A 14163-nucleotide genomic window follows, 5' to 3' on the forward strand; every position below is an offset into this window, starting at 1 on the left:
CCCCGGCCGTCCTGGCCCCAGGGAGATTCGGGAGGGGTGCGAGTGGGTAGGCCGGAAGGGCTGCCCTACGGCTGCTCCGGGGAGGGAGCGGGCCGATTCACCCCGGGTTCCCGGCGGGTCCCCGGCTCCGGCTGCCGCGGCGGCAGTGACGGACTCGGCGGAGGCCGCTCGCCCGGCGAGGTTCGCCGGTGGGGGTCGCGCGGCCCGCCCGAACCGTAGCCAACTCATGTGCCTCGTGTGAAGGTTGATGGGTGATATGCCCGATACATTTTCGTGACCTTCTTCGTCACGTCACCCAGGGTGAGGGTGTGGTCCTCCAGGGTGGAGATGCGTCCGGTCACCGGACGCGGGGCGGCGGCGGTCGCCGGAATACGGGGATGTTCTCGGGGTGGCCGCAGGTTGTCAGTGGGGCGCCCTAGACTCGGAGGGCGATGAGCAGCCTCTTTGACGACAGCTTCCTGGCGGACCTCCAGGCCCGGCGCGGCCCCGCGGAGGAACCCCCGCCACCACCCGAGGACGATCATGTACCGGAGCAGGTTCCGGACGATCTGTTCGGCGGGAAGTTCGACGTGCCGCCGGACCGGGACACCCACTACCGCGACGGCGCCCCGCGCCCGGTGCTGGACCCCGCGGCCCTCCTGGAAGGGCTGAACGACAACCAGCGCGCCGCCGTCGCGCACTCCGGCTCCCCGTTGCTCATCGTGGCCGGCGCCGGCTCCGGAAAGACGCGCGTGCTCACGCACCGCATCGCTTACCTGCTTGCCGCGCGAAGCGTCCACCCGGGCCAGATCCTGGCGATCACCTTCACCAACAAGGCCGCCGGCGAGATGAGGGAGCGTGTCGAGCAGCTCGTCGGCCCGCGCGCGGGCGCGATGTGGGTGATGACGTTCCACAGTGCCTGTGTGCGCATCCTGCGCCGCGAGAGCAAGAAGCTCGGCTTCACGTCGTCGTTCTCCATCTACGACGCCGCCGACTCCAAGCGCCTGATGGCCCTGGTCTGCCGCGACCTGGACCTCGACCCGAAGCACTTCCCGCCCAAGTCCTTCAGCGCCAAGATCAGCAATTTGAAGAACGAGCTGATCGACGAGGAGGACTTCGCCGCGCAGGCGGGCGACGGCTTCGAGAAGACCCTCGCCCAGGCCTACGCGCTCTACCAGTCGCGGCTGCGCGAGGCCAACGCGCTCGACTTCGACGACCTGATCATGGCCACGGTCAACCTGTTCCGGGCCTTCCCGGACGTCGCCGAGCACTACCGCCGCCGTTTCCGGCACGTCCTCGTGGACGAGTACCAGGACACCAACCACGCTCAGTACGCCCTCGTGCGCGAACTCGTCGGCACCGCCGAGCGCCCCGCGGGGCACCCCGCCGACGTACCGCCGAGCGCGGACGACCTGCCGCCCGCCGAACTGTGCGTGGTGGGCGACGCCGACCAGTCGATCTACGCCTTCCGCGGCGCGACCATCCGCAACATCCTCCAGTTCGAGGAGGACTACCCGGACGCGACGACGATCCTGCTGGAGCAGAACTACCGCTCCACGCAGACGATCCTGAGCGCCGCCAACGCCGTCATCGAGCGCAATGAGTCCCGCCGCCCCAAGAACCTGTGGACCAACGCGGGCGCCGGCGCGCAGATCACCGGATACGTCGCCGACACCGAGCACGACGAGGCCCAGTTCGTCTCCGACGAGATAGACCGTCTCACGGACGCGGGCGAGGCCAAGGCCGGCGATGTCGCCGTTTTCTACCGCACCAACGCCCAGTCCCGTGTCTTCGAAGAGATCTTCATCCGGGTCGGCCTGCCCTACAAGGTCGTCGGTGGCGTCCGCTTCTACGAACGCAAGGAGGTCCGGGACGTCCTGGCCTACCTGCGGGTGCTCGCCAACCCCGAGGACTCGGTGCCGCTGCGCCGCATCCTCAATGTTCCCAAGCGGGGCATCGGCGACCGCGCGGAGGCCATGATCGACGCCCTCTCCCAGCGGGAGAAGATCAGTTTCCCCCAGGCGCTGAAGCGCGTCGACGAGGCGTACGGCATGGCCGCGCGCTCCACGAACGCGGTCAAGCGGTTCAACACGCTGATGGAGGACCTCCGTACGATCGTCGAGTCCGGCGCGGGCCCGGCGACCGTCCTGGAGGCGATCCTGGAACGTACGGGTTACCTTGCCGAGTTGCAGGCGTCCACCGACCCGCAGGACGAGACCCGGATCGAGAACCTCCAGGAACTCGCCGCCGTTGCCCTGGAGTTCGAGCAGGAGCGCGGCGAGGGTGCAGTGACATCAGGGGCCGCCGCCCCGAGGAGCACACTGGCCGACTTCCTGGAGCAGGTCGCCCTGGTCGCCGACTCCGACCAGATCCCCGACGAGGACGAGGACGGTTCCGGCGTCATCACCCTGATGACCCTGCACACCGCCAAGGGCCTGGAGTTCCCGGTCGTCTTCCTGACCGGCATGGAGGACGGCGTCTTCCCGCACATGCGGGCCCTGGGGCAGACCAAGGAACTGGAGGAGGAGCGGCGCCTGGCGTACGTCGGCATCACGCGTGCGCGTGAACGGCTGTACCTCACCCGGTCCACGCTGCGCAGCGCCTGGGGACAGCCGTCGTACAACCCGCCTTCGCGTTTCCTGGAGGAGATCCCGGCCACTCATCTGGAGTGGAAGCGGACGGGCGCGACCGCGCCCGTGTCCTCCGGACCGGTGTCCGGGGTGGCGGCCTCGCTGTCGTCGTCCCGATCCCGCTCGTCGGCGTCGGGCGCGTCCGGTTTCGCCACGCGCCGGGCCGCCGAGAAGCCGGGGGTGTCGCTGACGGTCGGGGACCGGGTCACGCACGACCAGTTCGGGCTCGGCACCGTCGTCGCGGTGAAGGGCACGGGCGGCAACGCCGAGGCGACGATCGACTTCGGGGACACCAAGCCGAAGCGGTTGCTGCTGCGGTACGCGCCGGTCGAGAAGCTGTAACCGGGAGTCCGGCACACCCGGAGCCTTCGCTGCTGCTGAGCGGCGAGGGCTCGCGGGCGATGCACAGGGCGAGGCGGGGGAAGGGCGGGGACGGGCGTCTGCCCGGGATCGGTCCGACGGCCGGTCTGCGACGCTCGGCCAATTCTGCTTCTGAGGCAGGCCGCCCGCCGACCACGGCCGGTTCTGCGACGGCCGGAGGGTTCTACGACGGCTCGAGGCCGTGGCTGCGGAACCACGCCAGGGGGTCGATCGCCGATCCGCCGGCCGGGCGGACCTCGAAGTGGAGGTGCGGGCCGGTCGAGTTGCCCGAGTTGCCGGAGAACGCGATCGGCTGACCGGCCTTCACCGTGGTGCCGGAGGGGACCTGGTAGCTGGAGAGATGGCAGTACCAGGTCTCCGTGCCATCCATCGCCGTCACGATCATCATGTTGCCGTAGGCGCTGTTGTACTGGGTGCGGACCGTGCCGTCGGTCACGGCCATCACCGTCGCGCCGTACGAGACGGGGAAGTCGATACCGCTGTGCACGGACATCCAGTTGATACCGGACTGGCCGTAGTAGGCGCTGAGGCCGTGCTGCGCGACAGGGAGCGCGAACTTCGGACGCAGTCGTTCCTGGCGGGCCGCCTCCTCGACCGCCACCCTGCGGTCGGCCGCCTGCTGTTCCTTCAGGTCGATGCGTTCCTGGGTACGGCTGGCCCGGTCGGCGAAGTCGTCCGCCCCGGCGGAAAGGCTCTCGAGCTGGGTGTCGAGCTGGTTGTTGGCCACGGCGGGCTGTACCGGCTGCGTGTCCGCGGCGGTCGTCCTGGTCTCCTGACCGCCGCCTTCCTCCGCGAGATCGCCGACCGAGGCCGCCGCGATACCGGCGACACCCATGACGCACGCCGAGGGCACGGCCACCGTCAGCAGCGCGGAGCGCTTGGCGGGCGTACGGCGGCGGGAACGGGACCCGCCACGCGACGCCGTGCGCGGCGAGGGGACGAGGACTGGGGCCGACTCCTCCTGCTCGTCGAGGAGAGGGGCCACCGCGGGCAGCTCACCGGTGTCGCCCGAGGAGTCCTGAGCGGGCCTGTACGGATCGTCGTGGACGTTCTCGTAGGAGCCCTGCTCGTGCGACTCCTGCCCGTAGGACTCCTGCCCGTAGGACTCGTGCTCGTAGGAGTCACGGCTCGATTCACCGGATTCCTGCGCGGGAGCCTGGGGATCGAAGGTGGAGGAATCAGGAGCCTGCGGATCGAGGCCCGGGGCGGTGGAGACGGCGGACGCCTGCAGATCGGGGTGCTGTTCGAACGTGGCCGTGGCCTGCTGGTCGAAGGGCACGGCCTGGTGTTCGTAGGGGTCCGCGTAGACGCCGGGGGCCGGCGCTGCCGCGCTGCCGTCGGAGTTCCACTGCGTGGCGTCGTAGGCGCCGGTGTCGAAGGTCTGGGTGCCCCAGTACCACTGCTGGGTTGGATCGGCGGCGCTCTGGGCCTGGTCGGGCCGGAGCCACGCGCCGGAGTCCCACTGGCCGCTCGTGTCGGGTGCCGTGGCCTGCTGCGGCACCTCCGGTGCCTGCTGCTGCCCAGTGGTCCAGGCGGTCGCGTCGTAGCAGCCGGTGTCGTAGCCGACCTGCTGCTGGGTCGCGTACGCGTCGTAGTGCGCGGTGTCGTGGCCTGCGGTGGACCACGTTCCGGTGGCGTTTCCGGTGGCGTTTCCGGTGGCGTACGACCCCTGGTCGTGGCCGTTGCCGGGGAGGCCGGCGAAGAGGGGGTCGGCGGAGAAGGCCGTGGTGGCGTGGCCGCCGGTTTCCGGGCCCGCGGGGGCGAAACCGCCTGCGTCGTAGCCGCCGTACATGGTGAAGTCGCCGTACTGGGCTTCCGGGGTGCCGTACGACGCGTAGTGCGCCGACGAGGCGTCGGAAGCCGGGGCCGGGGCCATGGTCCCCGACGGGTGACGGTCGTTCACCAACTTCTCTTTCGCCTCGACAACAGGGGCTGCCAGAGCAGTGCGGCGACTGTACCCGGCGGTATGCGGGCGCGACAATCTTTCGCAGGTTTCACGCGCGCAGGAAACGGGCATTCGGTCGTGTTTTGGCGGCGGGCAGGCGCGGTCTTGGCTTTGTGTTCGAAACTTGTTCGAGATTTGTTGGGGTCCACGTACTCAAGTCGGCCGGGCGGGGCTGTCGTTGTTCGGGTGGACACGTGATGTCGCCGTGGTTGCCAAGAGTGGAGATCCGGGCGTGTCGGGCGGGGGCGAGGGGTGAGGTCAGGCCACCGTCAGGCCGTCCGCGCGTGGCCGGCGGTCGGTTCCCCGGGGTGCGCCGTGTCCAGTGCCTGCCGTATACCGGAGGCCACAGCGGGGTGCACGGGCAGGGCGAGGTGGCCGACGCCGCTCACCCGCACGTTCTGCGCGATGAGGTCCGGGTGCTCGACACGAGCCGCTTCCAGCGGGTCCATGATGTGGTCGAGGTCGCTCCAGAAGGCGACGAAGTGCGTGCGGCAGCCGTACGCAGGGCGGGCGAGCTCGTCGAGCACCGGTGAGCCGGGACGCATCTGGCGCACGATCGGGTGCGCGTTGGCCAGCGGCGCGACGCGGGTGCCGGAATGCGGGGTGCCCAGCGTGACCAGGGTCCGTACGCGGCTGTCACCGCCCAGGCGCTGCACGTAGTACCGCCCGATCAGCCCTCCGAGGCTGTGCCCGACGACATCGACCCGGCTGCTGCCGGTGCGCTCGCACACTTCCTCGATGTGCCGGCCCAACAGCTCGGCCGCGACGCGTATGTCACACGTCAGCGGAGAGTAGTTGAGCGACTCGACCCGCTGCCGGCCGTGCTGGGCGAGGCTGCGGCGCAGCAGGAGGAACACCGAGCGGTTGTCGATGAATCCGTGCAGCAGGACGACGGGGGGCCGGGCCTCCGTCGGCAGCTTCGCGGTGCCGTCCGGTGCGGGGAGCTCGGGGATCGTGTCCCGCCGCTCCTGAGCCATGCCGACGGGATAGAGGAGGGCGTGGCCCGCGAGGATCGCGAGCTCCAGGGCTGTGGCTTTCAGCAGGGCGGTGGAGAGAACCGCCGGCCGGTTCGGCGCCAGGCGCCGGCAGAGCGGCAGAAAGGGGAGCGCTGCCTCCGTGACCTTCATGGCCGACCTCCTGTCGGCACGCGGAAGGACAGCTCTGTCCCCGTGTGCCCTCATGGGGCATCGCGACGAAAGCGGTCGACGTCGCGCGCGGCAGGCGCTTGGTGCGGCCGCGGTGTACGGCGGCCTCGTCGCGAAATCCCTTATGCGCATGTTCCCACTGATGCCCGTGTGGTGCATGGGCGCGAGGTTCGGATCCCGAAGCCCCGGAACGGTGCGCAGCGAACGTGTCCCTCTGTGTGATTTCCCCCTCGGTCCGCACCGTGAAACCGCCGGTTGCGGGATGCTGGCGATAACGTTCGTTCACTTCCCCGGCCGGTTCGGGCGGGGATGCCCGTACCGCGGTGGCGCAGTCGGTCCAGTGGGCGGCGGAGTGTGCGGTACTCGTGAGGGGTACCGGACGACTGATGTGTGCGGTATGTGTCGGTACGGATGGATGTAGTCGCTTCATGGAGGCAGTGATGGGTGTGGCAGCCGGTCCGATCCGCGTGGTGGTGGCCAAACCGGGGCTCGACGGCCACGATCGCGGGGCCAAGGTGATCGCGCGCGCCCTGCGCGACGCCGGTATGGAAGTCATCTACACCGGGCTTCACCAGACCCCCGAGCAGGTCGTCGACACCGCGATCCAGGAGGACGCCGACGCGATCGGCCTGTCCATCCTCTCCGGTGCGCACAACACGCTCTTCGCGGCGGTGATCGACCTGCTCAAGGAGCGGGACGCGGCGGACATCCTGGTCTTCGGCGGCGGGATCATCCCCGAGGCGGACATCGCACCGCTGAAGGAGAAGGGCGTCGCGGCGATCTTCACCCCGGGGGCGACGACCGCGTCGATCGTGGACTGGGTCCGCGCGACCGTACGCCACCCCGCGGAGGCGTAGGACCTGTCGTCCGGATCGGGCCGGGCTCGTGGGGCCTGGCACCGCGCCTCGGCGCGTTGCTGTCGGCCCCCGGGCTCCGCCCTGTGATGGGTGCGCGGTCCGGGTTCGGCGGGTGGTGACGGGGGAGCGTGTCAGGGCTGGGCGGCCGGGTTCAGTTCCGCCAGCATCGCAGCGCGCAGGCGCAGGGTGGTGACCAGTCGCTGGAACGCCTCCGACCAGTAGCCACCGGCACCCGGTGAGGCATCCTCCGGCTCGTCCGGTACGGCCAGGAGCGCGTCGAGGTGGCTCGCCTCCAGGGGATCGAGGCAGCGCTCGGCCAGCCCCATGACCCCGCTGAAACTCCAGGGGTAACTCCCCGCGTCCCGTGCGATGTTGAGCGCGTCCACCACGGCCCGCCCGAGCGGCGGCGCCCACGGCACCGCACACACGCCGAGTAGTTGGAACGCGTCCGGCAGTCCGTGTGTCTCGATGAATCCGGCCACCCACTCAGCCCGTTCGGCGGCAGCCAGAGTGCCGAGCAGCTTGGCGCGCTCGGCCAGGGACACCGCCCCCGGGCCGCCCGCCTCCGCGGCGGAGGGCTCGCCGAGCAGTGCCTGTGCCCACTCGGCGTCCCGCTGGCGCACCGCCGCGCGGCACCAGGCCGCGTGCAGCTCGCTTTGCCAGTCGTCCCCGACCGGCAGGGCCACGATCTGCTGCGGCGTACGCCCGCCGAGCCGGCGCGACCACGTACCCAGGGGCGCTGCCTCCACCAGCTGCCCCAGCCACCACGACCGTTCACCCCGGCCCGCGGGAGCCTTGGCCACCACACCGTCCCGCTCCATGCCCGCGTCGCACTCGTGCGGCGCCTCGACCGTGAGCATGGGCGCGTCCCGCATGTGGTCCACGGCCACGCATGCCCCGGCCCGGACCGCCATACGTTGCGCGAGGGCCGAGCCGGGCAGCGCCGACAGCAACTCGGCGGCCGTCGCCCGTACATTGCGGCTGCGGTCGGCGAGCGACTGCTCCAGGAACGGCTCGTCGGCCGGGCCGAGGCGGGTGCGCAGCGAGTCGAGGAACATCAGCCGGTCCTCGGCCCGCTCCGTCGCCCAGGTCGTCGCGAGCAGTTCGCGCGCGGCGGCGGGCTCGCGGGAGCGCAGTGAGGAGAGCACGGCGACCCGCTCCGCGAAGAGACCCTCCTGCCAGAGCCGCAGGACTCTCTCCGTCTTCCCGGGCCCCGGAAGCGACGTGCCCCCGCCCGGCGCCGAGCGCAGGGCGAACCGCCAGTCCGGGTTGAGGCGGGCCAGCCACAGGCCTCGCGGCCCCGCGAGCCGCAGGGCCGCCGGCCGTAGATCCGTACGCCCCCGCGCGGCGTCGAGCAGCGCGGGCAGCGCCGGCGGGGGCGCCGCGAAACCGTGGGCGTTCGCTGCCGCGAGCCACTGGGGCAGCAGTTCCAGCAGATCCGGTGCCGCGCCCCGGCGGCCACCGCCGGAGGCGCCGGAGCGGTCGGTGAGCAGCATCGTCAGCCGGCGGGCGGCGGCGGGCGGCAGCTGGGGGCGCGGGTCCTCGGGCGCCGGCCGCGGACGCTCGGCCGCCCTGGCAGGGCGCAGCCCGGCCCGGCGCCGTACGGTCGCCACGGCCGCTGCGTCCAGCAGGGCCGCCGGGGCGTTCGCACCGGAGGCGGAGCCCGCCGGAGTGCGGCGATCCGTCCCCAGCAGTGCGGTGGTCACGAGGTCCTCCCAGACGTCCGGGAGAGACGAGCCCGACGAGGCCGCCGAGCTCGATACGTCCGAGGTGTCCGTCGAGCCCGCGGTGGGCGAGGCCGGGCCGGAGGGGGCGGTGGCGTGCGGGCCGGACGGTGCCGCGGCGGTGACGGTCCTGTTCAAGAGTTTCCTTTCCGGCGGGTGTCCGCGAGCGGCCGAGAGGTCTCGCGCACCGGGTCCGCGGCGATGCCCGGGGAACGGCCGGGGAAAGGCATGGAGAGGCGGCTCAGCACAGCGGCACCACCTCTCCGGGCCCCTCCGGCCAGGCCGACAGCGGGGTGAATCCCCGGTGACCGCACTCGCCGAAGACCTTGACCGGTGCGCCGCCCGAGAGAGCGACGAGACGCCACAGGCCGGGACGGGAACGCGCGGCCGGGGTGAGCGGCAAAGCCGTGTCCTCGTCCGCGTCCGCGAGCTGCCAGGAGTCGCCGTCCGGGACCGGTATCACCCGGCCCAGGGTCACCGGCACCGAATCCAGCCAGGGATCGTCGCGCAGCGCGTCGCCGTACCGGGCGGTGGCCAGGGTCGTCGTCGTCCCGGGTGGCCGTTCGGTTGTGGGGGCGGGCGGCGCGAACTGCTCGCCCAGTGCCGCCCGCGCCTGCCCCGCGCCCGGATAGGCGGACAGCTCCGCGTCCAGGGCCAGCCCCACGGGCAGCGCCGGTTCGGGGGCACGCCCCGCGGCGCCGTAGGAGAGGAGCAGTGAGGTGTGCCGCGACTGTGTGCCGTACAGCCAGATCCGGCGGGTCGTCAGACGCGCGTCCGCCGTGTCGTACTGGGCGAGGACCAGCCAGCGGTCGCGCACCGGCGGACCGTCCGCCGAGGCCGGCAGGCCGATGCGGGAGCGGACCGTCGCGGCCAGGGCCTCCGGCAGCCGCTCGCGACGCAGCCAGCCCTGATCGAGGAGGTGGAGCAGCGCGCACTCCTCCAGCAGCCGGGCCGGCCAGCCCGGACCCGTGCCCGGGACCGCCCCCACCTCGCGCACCCTGGTGGCCAGTCCCTGCGCCTGGGCGTCGACCATCCGGGCCGCCGTCTCCTCCCACAGGCCGTACCCGGACTGCTCCGCCCCGGCCAGCCCGCCGCGGAGCAGGTCCGCCAGCCGCTGCTCCAGCTCCGACGCACCCGCCGTGACCCGCTCGGCGCGCCGCTCCGCCCTGCGCCGGGCCGCCTCCGGATCGGCGGGCCCGGACGAGGAACCCGATGGGGAGGCCGTGGCCTTCTTCTGCTCTGCGCGCCCGCGCCTGCCCTCGATCCACTGACCGGCCCACTCCGGCACCTCCGCCTGCGGCACCGCCCCTTCGTCGCCCGCCCAGAGCAGCAGCAGACCGAGCGCGTGCTTGCACGGGAACTTACGGCTCGGGCAACTGCACTTGTACGCGGGCCCGGAGACGTCCGCGAGGTCGACCACCGTCCGGTACGGCTTGCTGCCGCTGCCCTTGCACAGCCCCCACAACGCACCCTCGCCCGAACTGCCGGCTCCGGACCACGGGCCGGCTGCGCCGAGTCTGCTTCCCGCCTTGCGCGACGCGGTGTCGGGCGCCAAGGCCAGCACCTGGTCCGCGGTCCGGCGCACCCCCTGCAAAGTCATGTCATCGAAGGTAGATCCCCCCACTGACAATCGGCCCAGCGATTGCGTTCGCCCAGGTCACAGTGATTGTCAGTGGCGTGGTGCAGGGTGGTCACCAGATCCGAACCGGCTGAGCTGGAGGGGGACTCCGCCATGACTGTCTCCGTTGAACCGACATCCGTCGACCCGCGTCGGAACGGCTCCGTGCCCGCGGCCGCGGCCGAGATCCTGCGGGCGCATGCCGAGGACGCCTTCGCCGCCGAACTCGCCGCACTGGCCGAGCAGGACGACCGTCCGCGGCCCGCCCGGTGGAAGCTGTCCCCGTGGGCCGTCGCGACCTATCTGCTCGGCGGCACGCTGGCGGACGGCACAGTGATCACACCCAAGTACGTGGGCCCGCGCCGCATCGTCGAGGTCGCCGTCACCACCCTGGCCACCGATCGCGCGCTGCTCCTGCTCGGAGTGCCCGGCACCGCGAAGACCTGGGTGTCCGAGCACCTCGCCGCCGCGGTCAGCGGCGACTCCACTCTGTTGGTCCAGGGCACCGCCGGAACCCCGGAGGAGGCCATCCGCTACGGCTGGAACTACGCCCGGCTGCTCGCCCACGGGCCCAGCCGCGACGCTCTTGTGCCCAGCCCCGTCATGCGCGCGATGGCGGACGGGATGACGGTCCGCGTCGAGGAACTGACCCGTATCCCGGCCGATGTCCAGGACACGCTCATCACGATCCTGTCGGAGAAGACACTGCCGATTCCCGAACTGGGCCAGGAGGTGCAGGCGGTCCGCGGCTTCAACCTGATCGCCACCGCCAACGACCGCGACCGCGGGGTCAACGACCTGTCCAGCGCCCTGCGCCGCCGTTTCAACACCGTGGTGCTGCCACTGCCGGAGACCCCCGAGGCGGAGGTCGGCATCGTCTCGCGCCGCGTGGACCAGATCGGCCGCTCCCTCGACCTGCCGGCCGCGCCCGACGGCATCGACGAGATCCGCCGGGTCGTCACCGTCTTCCGCGAGCTGCGCGACGGGGTCACCACTGACGGCCGGACGAAGCTGAAGTCGCCCAGCGGCACGCTGTCGACCGCCGAGGCGATCTCCGTCGTCACCAACGGGCTGGCGCTGGCAGCCCACTTCGGCGACGGCGTGCTGCGGGCCGGGGACGTCGCGGCAGGCATACACGGCGCGGTCGTCCGCGACCCGGCGGCGGACCGCGTCATCTGGCAGGAGTACATGGAGACCGTCGTCCGCGAGCGCGACGGCTGGACGGACTTCTACCGGGCCTGCCGGGAGGCCGGCGCGTGAACGGCAGGGGGAGGACACGTCGGGAGCCGGCGTGCCCGCCCGGCGAGGCTTCGAGGGGGACGGGGACGGCATGGGCGCCATGAGCGACGTGGACCGGCCCGGTGGCGGCCGGGGAGCGGGGCTGCTGCTGCTCGGTGTGCGGCACCACGGGCCGGGGTCGGCGCGGGCGGTGCGGGCCGCGTTGGAGGAGACCAGGCCGGAGGTCGTCCTGATCGAGGGCCCGTCCGAGGCGAACGATCTGATTCCGCTTGCCGCGGACGAGGACATGCGTCCGCCGGTCGCCCTGCTCGCCCATGCCGTGGACGAGCCCGGCCGCTCGGCGTTCTGGCCGCTCGCCGAGTTCTCCCCCGAGTGGGTCGCGATCCGCTGGGCGCTCGAGCACGGCGCCCCGGCCCGCTTCATCGACCTGCCGGCCACCCACAGCCTGGCCTGGGGCAGGGATGAGGAGGCGGACGAGACGGACGAGGCGGACAAGGAAGGCACGGCAGGCGAGGGGGATGAGGGGGAGCGGGCGACCGGTGCCGGGGCGGGCGGCGAGGCGCGGATCGATCCGCTCGGGGTGCTGGCCGAGGCCGCCGGGTACGACGACGCCGAGCGGTGGTGGGAGGACGTCGTCGAGCACCGGTGCGTGGGCGGGACGGGCGACGCGCTCGCACCGTTCACTGCCCTGGAGGAGGCCATGACGGCGCTGCGGGAGGGACACGGGAGCGGGGGACACGACCGGGACCCGGATTCCGCCTCGGGTTCTCCCGTGGCGCCGGGACAGGACCTTGTGCGCGAGGCGTACATGCGGCTCCAGATCCGGGCGGCGCAGCGCGAGTTCGGGGGCGGCGTGGCCGTCGTCTGCGGTGCCTGGCATGTGCCCGCGTTGCGGCGAAGGGCCACCGTCGCCGCCGACCGGGCACTGCTGAAAGGGCTGCCGAAGGTCAAGGCGGACATGACCTGGGTGCCGTGGACGAACCGCAGGCTGTCCCGCTTCAGCGGATACGGCGCGGGCATCGACTCGCCCGGCTGGTACGGGCATCTGTTCGGCGCGGTGGACCGGCCCGTCGAGCGGTGGATGACCAAGGTGGCGGGGCTGCTGCGGGCCGAGGACCGGATCGTGTCCTCCGCCCATGTCATCGAGGCGGTACGGCTGGCGGACACGCTCGCCGCGATGCGCGGCCGGCCCCTGCCCGGACTGGGCGAGACGACCGACGCGGTACGGGCGGTGATGTGCGAGGGATCCGACGTGCCGCTGGCACTGGTGCACGACCAGCTGATCGTCGGTGACGTGCTCGGGGAGGTGCCGGCGGCGGTGCCCGCGGTGCCCCTCCAGCGGAATCTCACGCGGACCCAGCGCAGGCTGCGGCTGAAGCCCGAGGCCGCGGAGCGCGAGCTGGAACTCGACCTGCGCAAGGAGACCGACGGGGAGCGCAGCAGACTGCTGCACCGACTGCGGCTGCTCGCCGTGAACTGGGGAGAGCCGACGGCCTCGTACGGGAGCACGGGTACCTTCCGGGAGACCTGGCGGCTGCACTGGGAACCGGAACTGTCCGTGCGGGTCGCCGAGGCCGGGATATGGGGGACGACCGTACGCGCCGCCGCGACCGCCAAGGCCGAGGCGGACGCCGTCGCCACACAGGGCCTGGCCGACGTCACCGGGCTCGCCGAGCGCTGCCTCCTGGCCGCACTGCCCGACGCTCTGCCGACGGTGATGCGGATACTCGCCGACCGCGCGGCCCTCGACTCGGACGTCGGCCATCTTGCCCAGGCCCTGCCGGCCCTGGTCCGCTCGCTGCGCTACGGCGATGTGCGCGGCACCGGCACCGCGGCGCTCGCGGAGGTCGCCGCCGGGCTGGCGGAGCGGATCCTGGTCGGCCTGCCACCGGCGTGTGCCGGACTGGACGCGGACGCCGCCGACGAGATGCGGCGCCATCTCGACGCGGTGCACGGGGCGGTCGGCCTCCTCGGCGACGCGCCCGCACCGGGCCACGGGGATCTGCGTGCCCGCTGGGCGTCGGTGCTGCGCACGCTGGCGACGCGGGACACCGTGCACGGGGTGATACGGGGGCGGTCCGTTCGCCTGCTGCTGGACGACGGGGAGCTGGCGCAGGACGAGGCGGCCCGGCAGATGGGGCTGATGCTGGCGTCGCCGGGTACGGCACCGGCTGACGCGGCGGCGTGGATCGAGGGCTTCGTCGGCGGAGGCTCGGGCGGCGGCCTGCTCCTCGTCCACGACGAGCGGCTCCTCGGACTGGTCGACGCGTGGCTGACGGGTGTGCCGGCGGAGGCGTTCACGGACGTACTGCCGCTGCTGCGGCGGACGTTCTCGGCGTACGAGTCCGGGGTCCGGCGCACGCTGGGTGAGCTGGTCCGGCGCGGACCGGGGGCGCCGAGCGGCTCGGCGGCCACCGGTTTCGGGGCGCCCGGGTTCGCGTCCGGCCTCGACTCCGGTCGTGCGGACGCGGTCCTGCCCGTGGTGCGGCTGCTGCTCGGCCTGGACGAGGACACCCGGGGCGGTGAAGGCGGCGGGGACGCGCGCGCCGGTCTGGTCGGGGCGGCGCGATGACCGACGTACGGCAACAAGGCGCACCGCCACAGGGCCCACGCGCACAGGGCCCACGCGCAGAGGACACACGAGC

The 14163-nt window shown here is 72.5% G+C and carries 7 protein-coding genes and 1 pseudogene; 4 read left to right on the forward strand and 4 right to left on the reverse strand.

Translation table 11 applies throughout. From position 1 onward, the window contains the following. Positions 1 to 431 precede the first annotated feature (431 nt). Entirely contained in the window at positions 432 to 2951 is a 2520-nt protein-coding gene (gene pcrA / locus ACFPZI_RS06275; RefSeq protein ID WP_381359238.1) for a DNA helicase PcrA, read from the forward strand. A gap of 202 nt (positions 2952 to 3153) precedes the next feature. Here the strand turns inward: pcrA and ACFPZI_RS06280 are convergent, their stop codons facing one another. Beyond that, entirely contained in the window at positions 3154 to 5007 is a 1854-nt protein-coding gene (locus ACFPZI_RS06280) for a peptidoglycan DD-metalloendopeptidase family protein (protein ID WP_381359241.1), read from the reverse strand. Between the two features lie 186 nt (positions 5008 to 5193). After that, positions 5194 to 6062: pseudogene (locus ACFPZI_RS06285) on the reverse strand (esterase/lipase family protein). A 458-nt stretch (positions 6063 to 6520) separates the two neighbouring features. Between ACFPZI_RS06285 and ACFPZI_RS06290 the strand changes: the two are divergent. Then, a complete protein-coding gene (locus tag ACFPZI_RS06290; RefSeq protein WP_055592933.1) occupies positions 6521 to 6937 on the forward strand; it encodes a cobalamin B12-binding domain-containing protein in 417 nt (138 codons plus the stop codon). A 131-nt stretch (positions 6938 to 7068) separates the two neighbouring features. Here the strand turns inward: ACFPZI_RS06290 and ACFPZI_RS06295 are convergent, their stop codons facing one another. Together ACFPZI_RS06295 and ACFPZI_RS06300 are read right to left on the reverse strand one after the other, a co-directional pair. After that, on the reverse strand, positions 7069 to 8643 hold the full coding sequence (locus tag ACFPZI_RS06295) for a DUF5691 domain-containing protein (protein ID WP_381359544.1): 1575 nt from the start codon (positions 8641 to 8643) through the stop codon (positions 7069 to 7071). A gap of 259 nt (positions 8644 to 8902) precedes the next feature. Continuing rightward, positions 8903 to 10261 carry an SWIM zinc finger family protein gene (locus ACFPZI_RS06300; protein ID WP_381359244.1) on the reverse strand — a complete coding sequence of 453 codons (1359 nt, stop codon included), beginning with the start codon at positions 10259 to 10261 and terminating at the stop codon, positions 8903 to 8905. A 132-nt stretch (positions 10262 to 10393) separates the two neighbouring features. Between ACFPZI_RS06300 and ACFPZI_RS06305 the strand changes: the two genes are divergently transcribed. Continuing rightward, the gene (locus ACFPZI_RS06305) at positions 10394 to 11539 is read left to right on the forward strand and encodes an ATP-binding protein (protein ID WP_381359247.1); all 1146 of its coding nucleotides are present in this window, start codon (positions 10394 to 10396) and stop codon (positions 11537 to 11539) included. A 79-nt stretch (positions 11540 to 11618) separates the two neighbouring features. After that, on the forward strand, positions 11619 to 14090 hold the full coding sequence (locus ACFPZI_RS06310; protein WP_381359547.1) for a DUF5682 family protein: 2472 nt from the start codon (positions 11619 to 11621) through the stop codon (positions 14088 to 14090). Positions 14091 to 14163: the final 73 nt, after the last annotated feature.

It is taken from the genome of Streptomyces chlorus (assembly GCF_042655885.1).
Taxonomy (GTDB): Bacteria; Actinomycetota; Actinomycetes; order Streptomycetales; family Streptomycetaceae; genus Streptomyces; species Streptomyces chlorus.

Coding starts and splice junctions, on each gene's coding strand:
- pcrA (WP_381359238.1), top strand. CDS start 432: ATGAGCAGCCTCTTTGACGACAGCTTCCTGGCGGACCTCCAGGCCCGG.
- ACFPZI_RS06280 (WP_381359241.1), bottom strand. CDS start 5,007: ATGCCCGTTTCCTGCGCGCGTGAAACCTGCGAAAGATTGTCGCGCCCG.
- ACFPZI_RS06290 (WP_055592933.1), top strand. CDS start 6,521: ATGGGTGTGGCAGCCGGTCCGATCCGCGTGGTGGTGGCCAAACCGGGG.
- ACFPZI_RS06300 (WP_381359244.1), bottom strand. CDS start 10,261: ATGACTTTGCAGGGGGTGCGCCGGACCGCGGACCAGGTGCTGGCCTTG.
- ACFPZI_RS06305 (WP_381359247.1), top strand. CDS start 10,394: ATGACTGTCTCCGTTGAACCGACATCCGTCGACCCGCGTCGGAACGGC.
- ACFPZI_RS06310 (WP_381359547.1), top strand. CDS start 11,619: ATGAGCGACGTGGACCGGCCCGGTGGCGGCCGGGGAGCGGGGCTGCTG.